Below are 20,288 nucleotides of genomic sequence, written 5' to 3' on the forward strand. Positions count from 1 at the left end.
AATGCCATTAAATGCCAATTAATACGTTTTTATTAGTTTTTATATTAATTCGAAATTAGTTTTATTTTTGAGCTGTATTGAGTTGACTTTTTTGAAAGGATGTTTGTATTATGCCCCCGTTTTAAGGACTAACGTACCAAAAGTATGACATGGATTTGTACTTTTTTTGGTTAATCAAGGATGATTTTATGGATAAAAAATTATTTATAAATCAAGTCGATAACTTTTATTTTTTGGCTTGGTCTCTTACTAAAAGTATCTCTTCCTTACTTGATCAGACCGGTATTCCAGCACATCGAGTGTTTTCAGCGTCGGTGATCGATCAGTTTTTCTTTTTCCTGAATAGTCCACCTAAAAATGAAGGTAAAATCATTTTAATTAAAGAAGATATTAGTGCTTATATTGATGAGTTGATTGTACTAAATACAAAAATAATATCTTCTGTAGATGATGTGGTTATTAAGTCTCTGGCTGTTGATAATCAAGAAAATAAACGTTCAGGTATTTTTCCTAAAATATTCAATAGTCATAAATGGTCCGATTGCGCATCAATGCGATTTAATCGAGTAATCTGTCCTGTTTACGAAGAAGTTCTTTGTAAAAATTAATTAATCTAATAAATCAATGGGGTTTTGAATGCGTTTTGCAATTAAAAAGGCAGTGCTAATTACTTTGTTTATGTCTTTAACAGCATGTATGAGCACAAATGTAGAGCTAGATATCACCGCGACAGATAATCTTAATTTGAACCAATTTGATGAAGCTTTGCCTGTGGTACTCAGAGTGTATCAACTTTCGGATATACAGAGCTTTAAAACAGCTACGTTTGAAGATTTGTGGAAATCAGATAAGTCAGTTCTGTCAAATACGTTGATCACCGTAGAAGAAAAAACAATTAACCCCGCTGAGAAAACAAAAATAGAATTTGAACAAGCGGAAAATGCGCGTTTTGTTGGCATTGTCGCCCTTTTTAGAGATCGCCAAGGTGATAAATGGAAAACGTTCTACCCGCTCGGTGACGGGCCCGTTAAATTATCTACATCGTTAGATGTATTGATTACAAACAACGAAGTTCAATTACCAGATGAAGACGAGGCTGAGTAATGAACATTAAAGGGCCAATGAAACCTGTATGGGCTGAAGGCGTGTTGCTAGCACAGCAGCATTTTCAGTTATTTGATGACTACCATGAGCAAAATCAGATTGTTAGACAAGGCTTGATTTCGCCATTGGCCTTTGGTTTGCACCACCTCACTATTGATGAATCAGCACTCGCTCGCGGTATTTTAAAGGTGATCAGCTTTAAAGCGATTCTTGAAAATGGGCGTTTACTTGAATTTGATCGTCAACATCACGAAGAACTAAAGCTTGAGTTAGCTGCCGATACAGATGAAGTCACTGTGTATTTAGCGATTGCTGCAAATAAAGTTGTCAGCGACATTGAAGGTTATGCAACTAGTGGCCAACTCAGTGCCTATCAAGCAGATTACATTGAGTTTAGTGATCACCACGATGCAGCAAGAAACCGTGAAGTGCTAATTGCACAACCTAACTATATTTTGCTGACAGATAATGATGTAAAAACGTATTTTGATACGCTTGCTTGTATCAAAATTATGCGCGCTGAAGACGGCTCGTTTAAAGTCAGCAAAGAGTTTGTGCCGCCATTATTAACGATACAGGCCTCGTTTTATTTAACCGAGTTGCTTAATAGAACGGCGAACTTGGTAAATGCAAAAGTGAACGTGTTGCTTGGTCGCAGAAAGAACTTTGGTTCAGTTACTGATTTTGGACCTAACGAAATGAACAGCTTTTTGCTGTTAAATGCAATGGCACCATCAGCAAAACGCTTAGACCATTTAAAAAGCTTGCAACTTGTTCATCCAGAGCGATTATATTGCGAGCTTGTTGACTTAATTAGCTCTGTGTCGATGTTCGAGCACAGTGATTTAGTGAGTCAAATCCCGCCTTATCAGCATAAGCAATTGACTCATGTCTTCGGCACCTTAGATATTTTATTGAGTAAATTACTTGAGGGTGTTGTTCCTAAGAAAATGGCAGGTCTTAAACTTGAGAAAGTATCGAACGCCATTTATCAGGTTGCCACCATTGATTCAGCCATTTTTGATAATAACGACTTCTACTTGGCCGTTTACTTTGAATCTGAAGATACCAAGTGGATTGATACGTTTAGTGATCAAGTCAAAGTTGGCGCCACTGAAAAGCTCGAAATTATGATTGCATCGGCTCTTGCGGGCGTGCAGTTAACACATTGTCAGCGACCACCTAATAAACTAGCTATCAAAAGTGGCTATGAATACTTTCGTTTAGAGGCTCATGGTTTTATTTGGCAGCAAATTATTGAAGAGCAATCGCTTAGTTTATTTATTCCATTTGGCTTACAAGCGGCGCAAGTCGAAATCGTTACAGTGGCAAGAAATTAGGACGCAAGACAATGCAAGAAGCAAAAAACGAACTTGATTTAATCGCCTGTATTGCGCCAGTGATAAACGCGCTTGCGCCTTTAAAGTTAAAGCAATCGACAGATCTTGAACTAAACGATTTTCGAGAGCAGTTACTTACGAGTTTTGATGAGTTTGAACGTAATTGTTATACCCAGCAAGTAACAACCAGTGTTATGCAGGAAGTTAAGTTTGCCCTGACTGCAATGTGTGATGAATTTGTAATGAGCTCTGGCGCGCATTTTCGAATGGATTGGATGTCGAGACCCTTACAGCTTGAGTTTTTTGGTAATAATCGAGCGGGTGAAGAGTTTTTTGAGCGATTAGCAAAACTTCGTACCGGAGGTGAGCCAAAGTTTGCAGCATTAGAAGTGTATTACATTTGTTTGCAACTTGGCTTTGAGGGTATCTACAAAGTGAAAGGAATTGAGCAACTTAAAGCCTTAATTGTTGATGTACGTGCGCAAATAGAAGATGTACGCGGTACTCCACGAGGGCAACTATCTGATAATGGCGCGCCACTTGAAGGGTTTGCAATGAAGGTAGGCCGAAACATTCCTTATTGGGTGATTTTATCAATTTGCTTGGCATCGATTGTTTCGCTTTTTGCTGGTTTTCATTTTGTTATTAACAAGCAAGCAACTCAGAGCAGCCAACGTATTGATAATCAAGTAGAAGTACTTACGCAATTAAGTAAAACCAACGAGACTCGATAGGAAAAGTAATGCAAGGAAGAGTGAACAAAAGCGGCCTAGTGCACTTTTTACTGGGCTTAGTGTCATCAAGAGCAACAGGGCAGTTAATTGGCTTAATTGCTGTGCTCAGTATTATTTGGTTTGCTGGTCGAATCGTTGGTTTAGACACGACAGATAAAAAGCTTATCGCGATGGCTGCGGTAACAGCTGTTTTTATCGTTTTTATTTTTATCCGTTGGTTATGGACAAAGCGTTCGGGCGATAAGCTAGCCTCTGAACTTGCGAGCCATAATGCGGGTTCAAGTGCTGAACTTGATGAAATAAAAGAAAAGATGCAAGAAGCATTAAGCTCGTTAAAAGCTTCCCATCTTGGCGCAGGATACCGTGGTAATACAGCTTTGTATGCACTACCTTGGTATATGATCATTGGTCCTTCAGCCACTGGGAAGAGTACATTATTTTCTAACTCTGGCTTGCATTTTCCATACTCAAATTCAAATGAACTGCACATCCAAGGTTTTGGTGGCACGCGTAACTGTGACTGGTGGTTTTCAGATCAAGCAATTCTGATCGATACCGCAGGGCGTTACACAACAGAGCAATCTGAAAACAAAGAGTGGTTATCTTTTTTAAGCTTGCTCAAAAAATATCGTCCTAAACTGCCTATTAATGGTGTGATGGTCGCGATTAGTGTTGCAGATGTTTTAACCTCAGACAGTGAAGAAATTCGTCAACACGTAAAATTAGTTCGTGAGCGTATTGAAGAGCTTATTACTCAACTTGGGGTGATCTTCCCGGTTTATATAACCTTTACTAAAACAGACTTGATCAGCGGCTTTGAGCCATTTTTTAATGACTTAACAGAAAAAGAACGTGAGCAAGTGTTTGGTGCTTATTTACTAGATATTAGTGAAGATCAACAAAATGATCCGGCTGAAATGTTTGAAGTGCGCATGGAGGAGTTATACCAACGCCTTTGTGAGCAACGTTTGAGCAAGGTTGCTCGCGAGCGTAATGAACACCGTAAGCAGTTAATTTTAGATTTCCCGAATCAATTTAAGTCAGCATCAACAAAGTTGACTGAGTTTGTAAACTTGTTATTTAAAGCCAATCCGTATCAAGAGGTTCCTTGGTTTGCTGGTGTATATTTTACCTCTGGCACGCAAGAGGGCACACCAATTGAACGTATTACGAATGGGGTAAGGGATCAATTTGGTGCTGTCGTTGTTGAGCAAAAACAAGAAAGCATTACGCAAAGCTACTTTATCAATCGTGTTTTTAATGATGTGATTTTCAAGTTGCAAGACCTAACTCGTGGTAACCGCAAAAAGCGCTTGGTTGGCCGTTGGTTAAAAGGTTTAACAGTGACTTCAGGTTTGGCAAGTATTGCCGCCGTGACAGCATTACTCATTACTTCATATACAAGTAACCAGTTGTTGTTGAATCAAGGTGAAGCCCGTGTTAAAGCGATTGTAGAAGCGAATGTAAATAAAGCTAAAGACGAGCAAAAACTTGCAGCCACACTTGATTTATTTGAACATTATCAATCGCTTAATAATTATGAAAAGCAGTTGCCATGGTATTTCATTTTTGGCATATACGAGGGTGACGAAACTCTAACTAGTGTTTCGCAGGTTTTGTTTAATCAATTAAATCAGTTGATCACCCTTCCTGCAGAAAAACAAACGCTTGCGCAGCTGAAAGAGTTTGAAGCTATTTGGTCAGCAGATGATGCCGATGCTCGCGCAGCAAGTCGTCAGGCATATTACGATGCTTTGAAATTACATCTGATGTTAAGTGCTCACCCTGAACACAAAGACAATAAGTTTGCCAAGCAGCAGCTACTTAGTTTTATTAGCCAGCACTTTAACATTGAGATTGATGCTCAAGCTGACTCACCGATCACCTCACAATTAAACGATTTAGTTGATTTATATTTAGCGAACATAAGCACAGATCTAGAAAACCCAGGTGAAATTTTATTTTGGCAAAATAATGAAACGGCTGTACTGAATGCAAGAAATAGCCTGAACACACAACCAGAAGCCGAACCTCTATATCAACAAATTATTAGTAGCTTTGCTGAGCGTAAAAAAGCGATTCAGCTTAAACAGTTTATGGCTGCGAAAAATCGCGATGTACTGAAAAGCAACTTTAGTATTCCTTATGTGTATACCAATGCAGGTTGGCAAGAATATGTTTATCCAGAAATTAAACGTATTTCTCGACTGGTATTCTCTGGTGATTGGGTAATGGGCACAAGTAATGAAAGCGGTCAAAATGCCGTTGATGAAGCCCAAGCTGATGCACTGGCAAAAGCAATGCGTAGTTATTACTTTAAAGACTATGGCAATACATGGTTTGCGTTTTTGAACAGTATAAAAGTGCCTACTTTTAGAGATTTAAATGATGCCAGTATTAATTTTGCTCGCCTTTCGTCTACTGATGGACCACTCATTGATCTGATGACTTTGGTGAATGACAACATCGTTGTTGCAGATAAACCATCTGCGGTTAGTGCAAACAACGACAAAATAGCGACCATTCTTTCTGGTGCAACAGATACGGCAGCTAAAAAAGTGGCCAAAGGAAAGTTAGCAAAACAAGTTGCAGAGCGCCCTGACTTTTCTCAAGTTAGTACTGTTAGAGCCCCTGAACTTGAAACGCGTTTTGCTGACTTGCGTCGCTTCTCGCAGCATGATGAAGATAAGCAGATGTCTGATTATATGAGTCAGTACATTAGTTCTTTGAGCAGCATTCACTCAGATATAAAAGCGATGGCTGCTAGCAATGAAGATGATGCTCAAGCAATGGGGTTTGTACAAGACTTATTGTCTGGAAATAGCCAAGATAATGCATTGCAATCGTCTTGGATCATTATAGAAAGCCAAACTCGAGCGCTAGACCCAGAAACAAAAGACACGCTTGACGTGCTATTTAAAGCCCCATTGCAGTCAGGTATTGCAAGTATCATGGCAAAAGCACGTAGCCAGTTAAATGAAGAGTGGGAAAACCAAGTTTATACCATGTATAGCAACAGCATTGCTGGCAAGTACCCATTCAATTTGACTGGCCCTGATGCTGCTATTGCCGATGTTTCTGAGTTCTTAAATAGTGAAACTGGGGTGCTTTGGAACTTTATTAATAGCCAACTTAAACCATTTATGAAAGTACGCCGAGGTGTATGGGAAGAAAAGCAATGGAACGGTGTGGGGATTGGTTTTAATCAAGAGCTATTAGACGGTTTAACAAAAGCAAATAAAGTAACACGCTCTTTATTCCTGAACGGCTCAGACGCGGCTGGTTTTAACTTCCAAATGATGCCTGTACCACAAAAAGGCATTCGCGAAACGTATTTAGGTTTCTCTGAGCAAGGTTATCGCTATAGAAATGAACCGGAAGAGTGGCGTAATTTCTCATGGCCAGGAAGAGGCGCAGCAGAAAAAGCTATTTTGTATGGTTTAGATAACACCGGACGAAGAGTCACTATTGAGCAAGATGGTCCATGGGCTTTATTAAAAGTACTTAACGAAGCAAATGTGAAATGGATTAAGGGTACAGAGTTTCTTGCTACCTGGGAATTAGTTGATAAATCAGAGCAAAGTTTAACAGTCCAGTTCTCATTAAAGTCTGGTCGCAATAGCGGTATTTTTTCAAAGTACATGTTGACCTCTTTTGCATTGCCTAATTCGTTGTTTGCACCTAAGCCACAACTTGCGCAAGCAAGTAGAGCCTCGGTTCAATAGGGGCAAGTATGTTTAATTTGTTCACCAAGAAAAAGTCGCCAACGCTGGTTAAGCAGTTTACCTACGGGTACATGGGTAAAACACCTGTTAGGCCTGACTTTGTAAAGTTAAATATATCTTCTAGGGAATCAGTAGCACTAGACCATTGGTTGCAAGAAGGTTTCGCGCATATAAACCGAGGTGTTATTGGCGGTAAAACAACTGCATTAAATGGTGTTTCTTCGTTATTTTTTGTATCTGGTAATAGTGACGACAGTAGTTTGTTAGGTGTTTTACAGCCAAGCACTGATAGCAGTGGTCGTTTTTACCCGTTTAGTTCGTTTATCCATAGCGGACTTGAGACTTACAAACGCCACCCTGCTTTTCTATTTTTATATGCAAGTCATGTCATTGAGCACCTTTTAGGGGTTAATCAGCGCATCGTTGAAGCACATTCAATTGATGCGATGGCTGAGCAAGCTAAATCGTATAGTAAAGTGGCCGATGCATTAAAGCAGCAGCCAAATCTAAATCAAGAGCTTGATAAATTACGCAGTATTCCGATGAGTGTGGTTTGGCAGCATTTAGGGATCAACGACATTCATCACCGAGCGGTTTTAATTGAAGAGCTTTCAGCGGTATTAAAGTCGATTGCGAATAGAGGTTGCCTACGTACACAATTTGGTATTCGTCTACCCATGCCACACTTTAGTCACGAAAGTGCCCTAGTTGCAGGTTTTTGGCTACATTTAATTGCTTCGATCGTTGCCGATCATAATTGGCAACCTTGGTTCTTTTACCAGCTAGGAAATGAAAGTTCGCAACCTAGCCTAACGGTGTTTTGCCGCCCTGTACCGGCATCTTATTTTGGTTCAGTGTGGCTTGCTGAGGATAAGTCAAAAGACATTATTGATTTAGTAAATCTGTCACTAGACAAAGTGCCGAGCGAATACAGCCTTAATTTTGCTGATATGGACAATGTGAGTGTTTACGATGCGCTCAGAAGGTGGTGCAAAGCATGAGTGTAGTTAATCCGCATACCCATAACAGCTGGGAGCTGTGGCTTGAAGAGCTTAGTAAGCAACTTTCGGGGCTTGCGTGTGGTGAAGATCTAAAATACGAAGAAACCTTTAAAGCACTTAAAGCTTCATCATCAGGTGTGGGCGAAGTTGATTTTAAAGTCATGTTTATTCAAGCCACCGATCTTTTACAAAACCAAAGTAAAGATTTACGTATAGTGAGCTACTTGTGCCTTGCGGCTACCAGTGAGTTTGGCGTAGTGGGTTTAACTCATTCTTTAAAACTGTTTAATCAACTATTAAGCCAGTTTAGTGAACAGGTTCATCCTTTAAAAGCACGTATGCGTTGTGCGGTTAACACGTGGTTTTTACAGCAGCAAGAACGCTTAAAAGGGATTGCCCAAGCTAAATCATCTAGCCCTGAGCAATGGGCTGAATTAGAGACTGTGTTAGCTGAATATAATCAGGTTTCAGTGCCTGTACTTGATGCTGACTCAGGGCCTTTATCAACTCTAAATGAGTGGGTAAAAGAGCAAGTAATTCGCAATCCTGTCGCTAAGCCAGAACCAGAAGTTAAAGCAGAGCCTGAAACACACCAGACAACAGTGGTCAGCGAGCCAACGACTGAGCCCGTAGCGCAACAAGTTGTTCAGGCAAAACCAGTGACCACTGCACCTAAAGTGACTGACATTGCCAGCGATAGTGCTTACCTAGCCGCAATTCGTGAGCTGCTTAATTTTGATAAAGAACAAAACAACATTGAACGGGTGTTAAAGCTCTCGCGTGCAGCACGTTGGTCTGGATTAGCGTTACCTGCCAATGAAAATGGCAAAACAAGACTGCCAGCACCGCGTGCGGCTGCCTTCGCCCCCATTGAAAACGCACTGGCAACTGAACAAGCAGAGCAAGCATTGTTACTTGCTGAGGGTTTGTTTATGGAAGGCGCTATGCAGTTTAATTTGAATCTGCAAATGCTTACTTTGTCAGCGCTGAAACAGCTAAATAAAGCAAAATTAGTACAGTGGTTAGAGCAACAGCTAGTCTCTTTAGTCAGTCAATTTCCGTTATTAACCAATTTAAAATATGACGATGGTTCGGGGTTATGCAGCCCACAGAACAAAGAAGCGTTATTAGACATTGCCAATTCACATGCTTCGCAAAATGAAACAACTCAAGTGCAAGCAAATCCATTTGACGAGCATTACATAGCCTTAAGCGAGCAAGTTGCAAAAGGGCAGTTAAGTGCAGCCCTTAGCTTGGTTGCACAATTAAGTACGCCAACTGGATTCGACCAAGCTCAAAGTCAATTGCTTAAAGCTAAGTTGTTACTTAAAGCAGAGCATTATGAGCACGCATTGGCAATTTTAACCGAATTACTCGAGCAAATTGAAACTTATCAATTAGCGAAGTGGCAACAACAGTTTTGCATGGAAGTATGGCGTTTCGCCAAGCAATGTTATGCCAATTTGTCTCAGACAGAGAGTGATGACATGAGTTTAGCTGCTAAGCAAATTAGTCAGCGAATGATGGTTACAAACCCGGCACAAGCAATAGCCTGGGTGTAACACGCCTAATTGGAATTTAGTCGTTAGACAAACAAACTGCAAAGGAAGAAACATGACAGATACATTTCAAAAAGAGATCCCACGAGCTCGGATCAACATATCGTTAGAGCTTGATACTGATGGGGCATCACAAAAAAGCGAATTGCCTTTAAAAATGCTGGTTATTGGTGACTATTCTAATGGTCAGAATAGCCAAGAACTTGCTGAGCGCGAACGCGTGACGATCAATAAAAATAACATTGAGCAAGTGCTGAAAGATATCGCGCCAAAAGCGAACTTTCAGGTGGCAAATAAGATTAAAGGCGACGGTGATATCAATGTTAATTTGCAGTTTGATTCATTTAAATCGTTCGATCCAGAGCAGGTTGCTGCACAGGTGCCTGAATTAAACAAAATGATGGCAATGCGTAATTTATTACGTGACTTAAAATCAAACCTTCTTGATAACTCATCACTTAGAAAAGAGTTGGAACGTGTTTTACAAAACCAACCAGAACTTGATGAGCTAAAAGCCAAGCTAGATGAAATAGCGCCGCTTGCTTCTGAAGATGAAAAACAACCTGTGACGGAATAAGGACGCCGCTATGTCAATGCAAGAACAATTAAATGTAGCTGCTCACACAGTTGAGCAAGCGCCATTATCAACCTATGAAAACCTATGTAACATGGTTGATATTGCCCCTGTAGGCGATGAAATCAAACTAGATACATTTAGAGATGCAGGTAATCTAGCAGAAACACGTGCGAATGAGCGTCTTACCGCTGCTATTAATGTCTTTTTAGATATGGCAGGTATGAGTGGCGAAGAAGTAACACGCATCGATAAGCTATTGCTTGATGATTATATTGCAAAAGTAGACACCATTATTTCGCAGCAGTTGGATCAAATTTTACATCACCCTGATTTTCAGAAAGTAGAATCAGCGTGGCGTTCGCTGCGTTATTTAATTAACCGCACGCCAAATAACGCGAATATAAAAATTGAAATGCTCGATGTTGATAAAGAAACATTGCGTGATGATTTTGAAGAAGCGCCAGATACCACACAATCAGCGTTATATAAGCATGTTTACACATCAGATTATGATACCCCTGGTGGCGAACCTGTATCGACTATGGTGTCTAACTTTGAGTTTGATTGCTCAGCGCCAGACGTTTCACTACTCCAAGAAATCTCGCGCGTTTCGGCAGCGGCCCATTGTCCATTTATGGGCAGCGTAGGTCCTAAGTTCTTCTTAAAAGAGTCATTAGACGAAGTATCTAAAATTCAAGATATTGGCTCTTATATGGAGCGTGCTGAATTCTTACGTTGGAAAAACTTCCGCGAGTCAGAAGACTCTCGTTATATTGGTCTTGCTTTCCCGCGTTTCTTACTACGTTTACCGTATGGTGAAACAAACCCAATTCGTAACTTTAACTACCAAGAAGATGTGAACAGTCAGCACCACGAGCGCTATTTATGGGGTAATGCAACATTTGCATTTGCTGCCAATATTATTCGTAGTTTCCATGATAATGGCTGGTCGGTGAATATTCGCGGCCCGCAATCAGGTGGTAAAGTTGAAAATCTACCTTTGCATTCATTTGAAGCTGGTAAGGGCTCTGAAACTAAAATCCCTACAGAAGTGCTTATCTCAGAGACCAAAGAGCTTGAGTTTGCTAACCAAGGCTTTATTCCTCTTAGCTATTACAAAAACTCTGACTTTGCGTGTTTCTTCTCGGCAAATAGTGCCCAGAAACCGCAAGTACTTGAAACTGCTGAAGCAACAGCAAACGCCCGTATTAACTCGCGTTTACCTTATATCTTCTTAGTATCGCGTATTGCTCACTACTTAAAAGTATTGCAGCGTGAAAATATTGGTTCGAGCAAACCTCGTCATGAGCTAGAGCAGCAGTTAAACGATTGGCTAGGTGCGTTGGTAACGAAGATGAATAACCCGGATGAGTCGTTAATTGCAACACACCCGCTCAAAGATGCAAAAGTAACGGTATCTGAGATCCCAGGTAACCCAGGTTATTACCGCGTGAGCACTTACATTGTGCCGCACTTCCAAGTTGAAGGTATTGATGTTCGCCTTGCGCTTGTTGGGCAAATGCCTGGCGAAAAATGAACTGCCAAGCCGCCGATGAAACGGATTTAAGCAGGCTGTGTAAAGACGTCAATTTGGTGAGTAGCTGGTTGGTGTAAAAGAATGGCCCCAAGTTGGTTGCAGCCAACTTGGGACATGTTCCCCAGTGGCATGAAGCATCGGGCTTTTTGGGGGGCATAAACAAGGTTGTTTATGCCTATGCCATTTAACAGGAAACAATTCATTCTAAAAGGAGAATAATGAAATGGCAATTCCAGCGTATATGTGGTTAAAGGATGACCAAGGTAATGACATCAAAGGTTCTGTAACTGTTGCAGAGCGTGAAGGTTCAATTGAGATCCTACACTTTGATCATGAACTTCGCATTCCTACAGATAACGACACAGGCGAATTAACAGGTACTCGTAAGCACGAACCTTTTGTTATTACAAAAGCGGTTGATGCAGCAACACCTTACCTGTACAAAGCGTGCTCAAACGGTCAAACACTTAAGCAACTTGAGCTTAAATGGTACCGTATTGATGACACAGGGACCGAGCGTGAATATTTCTGCCACAAGTTGGAAGATGTAAAAATCACCTCAATTCTACCAACAATGCATAACGTAAAAGACTTAGACAAGGAGCGTTACCCGCACCTTGAAACAGTTAGCCTACGTTATAAGCGCATTACGTGGACTTACCTTGATGGCAACATCGAGTTCTCTGACTCTTGGACTGAAGGTCGATAAGTCAGCAAAATTAAAGGATATGCGAAAGCATATCCTTTTCTTAGAGGTAAGTTTATGGCGTTATTCGATTTTTTAACTCAACCAGTCACACGAAATGGTCATCAAGGTTTTCAAACTGATGAGCAAAACAGTGTCTGCAAACATCTAAATGAATTACTTAATGCGCGTCGTGGCGTGTTAAAACATTTGGCCGATTATGGGTTGCCTGATGTCGAAGATATCTACGAGGGCCTTCCGTATTCACAGCACACCTTGGCGTTTGAAGTTAAAAAATTGATAGAAAAATACGAGCCACGAGTTCGCTATGCCAATGTCATTCCTATGGAAATTCGTGAAGAAAATTGCGTGATTAGGCTTGATATACAAGCATTTTTAACCTCAGGACAATGTATCAAACTTAACACCCGATTTGAGTCGGGTGGTAAAGCCGATGTGGCAGAGCATGCCAAGCAGTTTGATTAATTCAGCGTAAAAGGATAGTTCAATGCAACAGTATTTTGATGCACAAATGCGCTTATTAACCCAAGCCGGCAAACAGTTTGCTCAGCATTACCCTGAGCACGCAGGCATGTTAAATATCGATGCGCTAAAAGATCGTGACCCCCATATTGAACGACTACTAGAAGGTGTTGCCTATTTAACTGCGCATACGCAAAAGCGTTTAGATGAGTCTGTTCCTGAGGTCTCAGAGCAAGTGCTGCGTCAGCTATGCCCTATATTATTGAGCTATTACCCATCAAGCACGGTTGTAAAGTTTAGCCCTAAGCTGGCAATGCAAAAATCACATCTTATTGAAAAAGGGCTGACGCTAAGCGCTGATAAGTCAGTGGTTGATAAAAAACATATCACCTTTACAACAACGCACGACCTACAAGTTAGTCCCCTTGATATTGAGCATGTGCGTTATCAAGAGTCGCATTTAGGGTCTGAGCTACGTATTGGCCTACGTTTTGTTTGCCAAGGTGAGCGCAAAAATTACGACCTTGCAAATTTACAGTTTTACTTACGTGGTGATACTCCTTTATGTAGTTCTTTGTTTAAGCTTTTAAAAACAGCAGAGCAGTTTACAGAGCTTGATTTTGGCCCCTCGCATTTTGAACATAATAAAAAGTTAAAAGTAAAAGGTTGTAGTGCTACTTATTTAGATATAGATGGCGCTTTATTACCGCATGCAGAACAAAGCCATCCGGGCTATGCGCTGCTGTTAGACTACTTTAACGCGAAAGACCGTTTTTACTTTATGCGCTTTGATGGTTTAAAAGATCTGACCTTACCTGAGCATATTGATCGATTTGAGCTAGTGTTTAGAGGCAGTAGTAAATTACCGCCGGGTCATCAATTAAGCCGCGATAATATTTTACTCAATTGCGTGCCAGCTATTAATTTGTTTGCACAACCTGCAGAGCCAATACGCATAGAGTCAAACCGCACTGATTATATGATCACCGCTGATCAAAACAGAACAGATCATATCTTCAGTTACACCATTAATGAGGTTAAAGGACGCAACTCGTTAAGTGGCAAATCGTATGATTACACCCCCAGATATCAAAGCGTGTTTGAAGACGAAAAGAAACTGTTTACCGTTTTAACGAAAGATGTGGGCGGGGCTGCGCCGTGCCACTATTTACAGCTGCCATTTAACCTTGAAGAAGAAAAAGAAACCTTATCGGTTGATTTAACCGTTTTTAATGCTGGTTGGCCAAGGCAGTTACTCCAAGAGGGCGATTTAAACATTGGCGGCCCAGATATGCCAAGCATTGCCAATGTAGAAAATGTAATTCGCCCGACTAACTATTTGCCATGCCCTGAACAACCAAAGCATTGGCAGTTAATAAGCCTATTAAATGTGAAGTTTTCACAGATTACACAAGTCACCGAATTAAAACGCTTACTGGTATTATTTGATTGGTCACAAAAAGCTGAAAACCGATTACGTATTGATAGCATTCAAAAAATTACCGCAACACCGATTAGTCAAATTAAGCGTGGCATTTTTATTAAAGGTGTTGATGTACTGATTGATATTGATGAAAGCAAATTTGTTTGTGATGCCGACTTGTACCACTTTTGCAATATGCTGCATCAATTCTTTTTAATGTATGCGCCAATTAACGAGAGCGTGCAAACCCGAGTCAATGCGATTCCAAGTTATAAAACCCACTGCTGGGAAATTGAACCGGGCAAGAGTTATCAGTTATGAATATGCACGAGTCAATAAATCACCCTGTTTGGGCAAAGTTACCTGAACCAATAGAAAAGCTGATTGCAGCTCCTTGGCAGTTTAATTTGTTTAAGGCGATGAGCCTAATTGAAAAACATTGGGCAACACCTTTAGAACTTGAAAAAGGGATTAGCGAGCGAGTTATCTTTAAGCCTTATAAAGAACTTGGCTTTCCTGCCACTGATGTACGTAGCTGCGAATTAGATAACCTTGGTCGTGGCCGATTAAGCTTATCGACATCATTTTTAGGCTTGTATGGTGTAGATGCACCTATGCCACATTATTTACTCGAGCAGGCGGCAAGTGATCAAGAAAGTGGGGGCCGAGTAAGGCAGTTTTTAGACATGTTTAATCATGTGCTTTATTGCCAATTGTTTCAAGCATGGAAAAAGTCGCACATCAATGTTGAAGGCCGTGGTGCAGAGCAATTCGATCATTTAATTGAAGCCATCTTATCAACCAAAACTGAGCAAAAAGTTCAGTGCGGTATCGCCAGTTTAAAACAAACCAGCGCTGCGGGTTTAGCGCAATTACTTCGCCACTCACTAGAGGTTGAGCAACTGACTGTGGATGACACCCGTGCAAATTGGCAACAAATAGACTCGCCAAGTTCATTTGGTCAAGATCAACAGATGGTGTTAGGCGAGTCAGCGGTTCTTGGCGAGCGCGTATTAGTCAGTGGTAGCGTACTGACCATTGTGATTGGTCCTGTGGATTCTGACACCGCGATAGCGCTTAATCCTCAGCACTCACAAGGCAAGAAAATGGCTGCCATGTTAAGCACTCATTTACCTAGTAATGTGCAATGGATTTGTCAAATTAAGGTGGCTAATCAAGCAGTAACAGAGCAAGCCTTAGGGCAAAACGATTTGCTACTCGGTCACAACTCTTATTTAGGCTGCGCTGAAGCAAATATCAGCGTGCACAGTTACACACATCAACAATATCAACATTAAAAGTAATCAGGATTTAAGGAAAACAACATGGATGCAAAAGGCATAAAGCAGCTTATCGACAAACTAAATGGCCATACTGCAACAGCACTTGAGTCAGCGGCAGGGTTTGCAAGCAGTCGTAGTCACTATGAAGTGTTACCTGAACATTTATTAATTAAGTTGATGGAAGAAGGTAGTAACGGCGATTTAGAGCATATTTTTCACTTTTTTAATATTAATCAAGACGCAGTGTGGCATGAGCTGCTCGACTTTTTAAACCGCCAACCTGCGGGTAACCAGAGTAAGCCGGTTTTTTCTCGTCGACTTTATGAGTGGCTTGAGCGAGCTTGGTTAAGTGCAAATGTACAGCACAAAAGTGACTGGATCACCGGCGCTGCGTTGATTGATGCCTTAACTGAATTATTGCCATATAGCCCTGTACTGCAATTGCCTGCGTTACTTGAAAAAATTGACTCCCGTTTTATTGCTGAAAACCTCGATAAGCTTTGCCAAAACTCAAGTGAGCGATTAAATCCACAGGCAAAACAAAGTGCTCAGCATACTGTTGCTGAGCAGCAAAGTGTTCAAGGTGGTGCTCTTGATGAGTATTGTGAAGACCTTACCGAGAAAGCGAAACAAGGCAAAATTGACCCAGTGCTTGGTCGCAATGACGAAATTCGCATGATGGTTGATGTGCTTTGCCGTCGTCGTAAAAACAATCCAATTTTAGTGGGTGAGCCAGGGGTAGGTAAAACAGCGGTAGTTGAAGGGTTTGCTCAGCGTATTGTTGATGGTAAGGTTCCTGATGATCTTAAAGGTGTACGATTACTGGTGTTAGATATGGGCCTATTGCAAGCCGGTGCAGGGGTTAAAGGTGAATTTGAACGCCGTTTAAAAACAGTGATCGATGAAGTAAAAAACTCAACCACCCCTATCATCATGTTTATTGATGAAGCCCACACGTTAATTGGTGCTGGTGGCGATGCTGGTATGAGTGATGCGGCTAACTTGCTAAAGCCTGCGCTTGCCCGAGGTGAGTTACGCACAGTCGCTGCAACCACTTGGAGTGAATACAAAAAATACTTTGAGCGAGATGCTGCACTTGAGCGCCGTTTTCAACTTATTAAAGTAGATGAGCCAACGGAGCAAGCTGCTCAGCTAATGTTAGCGGGTTTGAAAGATAAGTATCAACAACATCACAACATTCAAATTACTGATGATGCTATAGAAGCTGCAGTGGTTTTGTCGTCACGTTATATCACGGGTCGTCAACTACCAGATAAAGCCATTGATGTGCTAGATACCGCTGCGGCAAGAGTTCGAATGTCGTTTGCTACCGATCCTGCAGCCATTGAAGCTGAGCGTGAGCACATTAATTACCTTGAAACACGTATCCAAAGCATTGCAGCAGAAAGCGAGCAAGGTTTGGCGGTTGATATGGACAAATTGCTGCACTTACAACAAGAACTAAATGCAGCGCAGAGTAACTTAGCAACATTGACGAGTGCGCGTGAGTCACAAATTTCGACATTAGGCCAAATCAATGAGTTTAAGCAAGCTAATTCGCAAAATGAATTAGACAGCAGCGTGTTACTTAACTTACGACAAACGCTAAAAGAGCAGAACACCCAAGATAATGGCCTTTACAGTGAAGTCGATGCTGATGCCGTTGCGCAAATTATTTCGCAGTGGACAGGCGTACCTGTTGGCGCGATGGTGAAAGACCAAATAACCAATTTGATTACCCTTGAAAAAGCCATAAGCCAAGAAGTGATCGGTCAGCAGTCAGGCATTGCGAAAATTGCCCAAACATTGCGTGTAAGTAAGGCAGGTATAAGCAATGAGTATGGGCCGCTTGGCGTGTTTTTATTAGCAGGCCCTTCTGGAGTGGGTAAAACCGAAACAGCACGATGTTTAGCTAAGCAACTATTTGGTGGTGAAAAGTTTTTAACCACCATAAACATGAGCGAGTATCAAGAAGCGCATACAGTATCGCAGCTTAAGGGTTCGCCACCGGGATACGTTGGCTATGGCGAAGGCGGGGTATTAACAGAAGCTGTAAGGCAGCGTCCGTACTCGGTAATTTTACTCGATGAAGTAGAAAAAGCGCATAAAGACGTACTAAACATGTTCTACCAAGTTTTTGAGCGTGGCAGTATGCGCGATGGCGAAGGTCGCGAAATCGATTTTAAAAATACCGTGATCATCATGACCTCAAACTTAGGATCTGCTGAGCTTATTGATGCTTGCACGCCACCTAATGTCATAGATTTAACTGAACCGACTGACGATGAACATGCCGACATTGAAAATCAAGACCAAATCAACGCAGCATTGAATAATGAACAAGCCCCTTTGAATGAAGACGGCAGCCCATGGCAAGTTCCTTCAATTACAGCACTAACAGAGCTAATTAAGCCGCAGCTACTGCAATTTTTTGCCCCGGCACTTTTAGCGCGTATGCAAGTTATTCCTTATTTAGCGCTCGATAAAGAGGCACTGCAATCTATTGTCAGTTTGAAACTAGACGGTATTGCCAAGCGTTTAGCGAATAATCACAAAATGCAGCTACGTGTTGATGAAACCGTACTTAACAAACTGACCGAACAGTGCCAGTTATCAGACAGTGGTGCGCGCATGGTAAATGCAGTGATAGAGCAGCAAATATTGCCAGGCATTGCGAAATCAATTTTAGAGTTTATGGCAGAGGATGACATGCCAGATATTCTCACTCTAGCTGTTGATGAGAATGATGAAATTACCGCAACCTTTGCGGACCAAGCATAAAGGATTTGAACAATGGGATTCATGGATAGCCTAAATGAACTAAAAGCCAACACCAGTCATTTTAGTGTCAGCGTGCAAGGGTTACCGGATGGCATGGTTTCGGTGACCGATTTTGAATCAAGCAATGACAGCCTATGTGAAGACTTTGCTTTTTCTATTCAAGTGTTAAGTCAAGAGCACCTCAGTGCCGAGATGCTGTTAGGTAAAGATGCCAAGCTCAATTTAGTGTGGTCAATGAGCGACCGCACGATTTCTGGGATCATCAGTGCTTTTACTGCACATGGGCAAAGCCATCAGGGTTATCACTATACGCTGACCATGAGTTCTTATTTAACCTTGTTGAAGCACCAACACTCTAACCGTGTTTTCACCATGATGGATCCAGCTGCCATAGTAAAAAGCGTATTTACTAAAGCTGGTTTTCCAATGCAAAAGTTTAGTATTCAAGCGTCGGGCCCAACCCTTGAAATGACGGTTCAATACAACGAAACAGACTATGAGTTTGTTACACGTTTGATGCGTAAGTATGGCTTTGTGTATGGTTTTGTAGAGCAAACAGGGGGTGATTGCACCTTCAAAGTATGTAATAGCAGTAAAGACTTTTCGTCCTTATGTGATGATGTAAGCCTGAGCTATGTGCCGCCATCAGGGCAAGTTCGAAATAGCGAAACCATTTTTGCAATAAGCCGTAAAGCACAGCTGCATCCACAAAGTGTGTCGCTCAATGATTACAACTACAAAGCCCAAGGTAACTTAAATGTGTCGACCGCAAATAATACCAGTTACCCAGGGTTTGGTGATGATAGTCATTATGCAGATAACTTTCCTAATGCCAATATAGGTAATTCGCTGGCTAAAGTACGTCAACAAGCCTTTGATTGTCAGCGTGAACAATTAATTATTGATACTGATTGCCGTGCCTTAAGACCCGGTATGTTGTTGACAGTGTATGATCACCCTGATCATAAAGGGCTGTATTTAATTACGCGTGTTGATCACAAAGGCAGTCAATCTGCAGCAGTAGAGTATGGCTCGCAAGTTAAAGGGTTAACCTATAAAAACCAAGCTTATTTATTGCCTGCATCCGTTGAGTTTAGAGCAGAGCTGTCTCCTGATCGTCGTGTATTTGCAACATTTAATGCCACCATTGAGCAAGAGGTTGACGACGATGGCAACTACTTAGTGCGCTTACCGTTTAACCAAGACGGTGAAGGCCAAGAAAGCCGCCCAACGCGCTTACTACAGCAGTATGGTGGCAGTGGTCATGGTATGCATTTTCCGTTAACGACGGGCACCGAAGTGTTAGTAACCGGTGAAAATGGCGACTTAGATAGGCCGATTATTTTAGGAGCGCTTTATAATCAGAGCTGCCCGAACCCGGTTACCAGCCAAAATCCGACAGAGAATAAGCTTGTCACCCGTGCTGGGCATAGCTTGATCATGGATGACAAAAGCGGTGAAGAAAAAATTAGCCTTGCAAATAAAGAAAATAAAAACCAATTGTTGTTAGATGCCACCGAGAATGCCCATCAAGCAACACTCAAATCAGTGGAAGGTGACGTCAAAATTTCAGCCAAAGAGAACCTACAATTTGTTGCTGAGAATGACGCCATTTTTACCGCTGCCAACGATTTTACTAATCGTGTTGAAAACACCCTACAAGTTCAAACACGCGAGGGTGATATTAAGGTAACGGCTGCGGCTGACTTAACATTAAAGTCTGATGCCGATACCCGTATCGAAGCGACTGATGGCAGTAGCGAACTTAAAGCAGCGCAAGAACTTAACTTGCAAAGTGAGCAAGATTTTAGTGTCTACTCGGTCGATGGCAACCTTGAGTTTCAAGCGCCAAATGGTGATTTGAACCTCTCTAGCGGGGCAAATATCACCATCAAAGGCGAAGGTCGAGGCTCTATCCAGCTTAGCCAAGGTGGTGCAAGTTTAGAGATTGATGCTGCGGGTAATTTAACTATCGATGCCACCAATATCACTCTATCGGCTAGAAACATTGCTATTAAAGGCAATGCAATAAGTAATAACTAATTTCAAGGACTGA

The 20,288-nt window shown here is 41.5% G+C and carries 15 protein-coding genes; all 15 read left to right on the top strand.

The features are described from left to right. The first annotated feature begins 188 nt into the window (after positions 1–188). The 15 genes from J8Z28_RS19540 (at position 189) to J8Z28_RS19610 (ending at position 20,275) form a co-directional block, all read left to right on the top strand. Positions 189–608 carry a hypothetical protein gene (locus tag J8Z28_RS19540; protein ID WP_055197462.1) on the top strand — a complete coding sequence of 140 codons (420 nt, stop codon included), beginning with the start codon at positions 189–191 and terminating at the stop codon, positions 606–608. Between the two features lie 28 nt (positions 609–636). Continuing rightward, positions 637–1,104 carry a type VI secretion system lipoprotein TssJ gene (gene tssJ, locus J8Z28_RS19545; protein ID WP_250660853.1) on the top strand — a complete coding sequence of 156 codons (468 nt, stop codon included), beginning with the start codon at positions 637–639 and terminating at the stop codon, positions 1,102–1,104. Then, entirely contained in the window at positions 1,104–2,444 is a 1,341-nt protein-coding gene (gene tssK, locus J8Z28_RS19550; protein WP_063704423.1) for a type VI secretion system baseplate subunit TssK, read from the top strand. Before tssJ ends, tssK begins: the two co-directional genes overlap by 1 nt. Positions 2,445–2,455: 11 nt before the next feature. Further along, entirely contained in the window at positions 2,456–3,178 is a 723-nt protein-coding gene (icmH, locus tag J8Z28_RS19555) for a type IVB secretion system protein IcmH/DotU (protein ID WP_054554075.1), read from the top strand. 8 nt (positions 3,179–3,186) lie between these two features. Further along, positions 3,187–6,903 carry a type VI secretion system membrane subunit TssM gene (gene tssM / locus J8Z28_RS19560; RefSeq protein WP_250660854.1) on the top strand — a complete coding sequence of 1,239 codons (3,717 nt, stop codon included), beginning with the start codon at positions 3,187–3,189 and terminating at the stop codon, positions 6,901–6,903. Positions 6,904–6,911: 8 nt separating this feature from the next. Continuing rightward, positions 6,912–7,904, top strand: coding sequence for a type VI secretion system-associated protein TagF (gene tagF / locus J8Z28_RS19565; protein WP_055197346.1), 993 nt, complete (start codon positions 6,912–6,914; stop codon positions 7,902–7,904). After that, positions 7,901–9,466 carry a TssA family type VI secretion system protein gene (locus tag J8Z28_RS19570; protein ID WP_250660855.1) on the top strand — a complete coding sequence of 522 codons (1,566 nt, stop codon included), beginning with the start codon at positions 7,901–7,903 and terminating at the stop codon, positions 9,464–9,466. The genes tagF and J8Z28_RS19570 overlap by 4 nt, the downstream gene beginning before the upstream one ends. A 52-nt stretch (positions 9,467–9,518) precedes the next feature. Then, the gene (gene tssB / locus J8Z28_RS19575; RefSeq protein ID WP_054554071.1) at positions 9,519–10,040 is read left to right on the top strand and encodes a type VI secretion system contractile sheath small subunit; all 522 of its coding nucleotides are present in this window, start codon (positions 9,519–9,521) and stop codon (positions 10,038–10,040) included. A 10-nt stretch (positions 10,041–10,050) separates the two neighbouring features. Further along, positions 10,051–11,577, top strand: coding sequence for a type VI secretion system contractile sheath large subunit (gene tssC / locus J8Z28_RS19580; protein ID WP_250660856.1), 1,527 nt, complete (start codon positions 10,051–10,053; stop codon positions 11,575–11,577). A gap of 223 nt (positions 11,578–11,800) precedes the next feature. Next, positions 11,801–12,286 (top strand): Hcp family type VI secretion system effector, encoded by a 486-nt coding sequence (locus J8Z28_RS19585; protein ID WP_054554067.1) that lies wholly within the window; start codon positions 11,801–11,803, stop codon positions 12,284–12,286. Positions 12,287–12,340: 54 nt separating this feature from the next. Continuing rightward, the gene (tssE, locus tag J8Z28_RS19590; protein ID WP_054554066.1) at positions 12,341–12,748 is read left to right on the top strand and encodes a type VI secretion system baseplate subunit TssE; all 408 of its coding nucleotides are present in this window, start codon (positions 12,341–12,343) and stop codon (positions 12,746–12,748) included. A 22-nt stretch (positions 12,749–12,770) separates the two neighbouring features. Then, positions 12,771–14,489, top strand: coding sequence for a type VI secretion system baseplate subunit TssF (gene tssF, locus J8Z28_RS19595; protein ID WP_250660857.1), 1,719 nt, complete (start codon positions 12,771–12,773; stop codon positions 14,487–14,489). Next, complete coding sequence (gene tssG / locus J8Z28_RS19600; protein ID WP_063704436.1) at positions 14,486–15,466, top strand: type VI secretion system baseplate subunit TssG; 981 nt, start codon at positions 14,486–14,488, stop codon at positions 15,464–15,466. The genes tssF and tssG overlap by 4 nt, the downstream gene beginning before the upstream one ends. A 27-nt stretch (positions 15,467–15,493) precedes the next feature. Continuing rightward, entirely contained in the window at positions 15,494–18,232 is a 2,739-nt protein-coding gene (gene tssH, locus J8Z28_RS19605) for a type VI secretion system ATPase TssH (protein ID WP_250660858.1), read from the top strand. Positions 18,233–18,253: 21 nt separating this feature from the next. After that, positions 18,254–20,275 (top strand): type VI secretion system Vgr family protein, encoded by a 2,022-nt coding sequence (locus J8Z28_RS19610; protein ID WP_250660859.1) that lies wholly within the window; start codon positions 18,254–18,256, stop codon positions 20,273–20,275. The last annotated feature ends 13 nt before the right edge of the window (positions 20,276–20,288 follow it).

It is taken from the genome of Pseudoalteromonas sp. SCSIO 43088 (assembly GCF_023650795.1).
In the GTDB taxonomy this organism is placed as follows: Bacteria; Pseudomonadota; Gammaproteobacteria; order Enterobacterales; family Alteromonadaceae; genus Pseudoalteromonas; species Pseudoalteromonas shioyasakiensis.

What these genes read in the sequence shown, in the direction of transcription:
- J8Z28_RS19540 (WP_055197462.1), top strand. Translation starts at nt 189, where the DNA reads ATGGATAAAAAATTATTTATAAATCAAGTCGATAACTTTTATTTTTTG.
- tssJ (WP_250660853.1), top strand. Translation starts at nt 637, where the DNA reads ATGCGTTTTGCAATTAAAAAGGCAGTGCTAATTACTTTGTTTATGTCT.
- tssK (WP_063704423.1), top strand. Translation starts at nt 1,104, where the DNA reads ATGAACATTAAAGGGCCAATGAAACCTGTATGGGCTGAAGGCGTGTTG.
- icmH (WP_054554075.1), top strand. Translation starts at nt 2,456, where the DNA reads ATGCAAGAAGCAAAAAACGAACTTGATTTAATCGCCTGTATTGCGCCA.
- tssM (WP_250660854.1), top strand. Translation starts at nt 3,187, where the DNA reads ATGCAAGGAAGAGTGAACAAAAGCGGCCTAGTGCACTTTTTACTGGGC.
- tagF (WP_055197346.1), top strand. Translation starts at nt 6,912, where the DNA reads ATGTTTAATTTGTTCACCAAGAAAAAGTCGCCAACGCTGGTTAAGCAG.
- J8Z28_RS19570 (WP_250660855.1), top strand. Translation starts at nt 7,901, where the DNA reads ATGAGTGTAGTTAATCCGCATACCCATAACAGCTGGGAGCTGTGGCTT.
- tssB (WP_054554071.1), top strand. Translation starts at nt 9,519, where the DNA reads ATGACAGATACATTTCAAAAAGAGATCCCACGAGCTCGGATCAACATA.
- tssC (WP_250660856.1), top strand. Translation starts at nt 10,051, where the DNA reads ATGTCAATGCAAGAACAATTAAATGTAGCTGCTCACACAGTTGAGCAA.
- J8Z28_RS19585 (WP_054554067.1), top strand. Translation starts at nt 11,801, where the DNA reads ATGGCAATTCCAGCGTATATGTGGTTAAAGGATGACCAAGGTAATGAC.
- tssE (WP_054554066.1), top strand. Translation starts at nt 12,341, where the DNA reads ATGGCGTTATTCGATTTTTTAACTCAACCAGTCACACGAAATGGTCAT.
- tssF (WP_250660857.1), top strand. Translation starts at nt 12,771, where the DNA reads ATGCAACAGTATTTTGATGCACAAATGCGCTTATTAACCCAAGCCGGC.
- tssG (WP_063704436.1), top strand. Translation starts at nt 14,486, where the DNA reads ATGAATATGCACGAGTCAATAAATCACCCTGTTTGGGCAAAGTTACCT.
- tssH (WP_250660858.1), top strand. Translation starts at nt 15,494, where the DNA reads ATGGATGCAAAAGGCATAAAGCAGCTTATCGACAAACTAAATGGCCAT.
- J8Z28_RS19610 (WP_250660859.1), top strand. Translation starts at nt 18,254, where the DNA reads ATGGATAGCCTAAATGAACTAAAAGCCAACACCAGTCATTTTAGTGTC.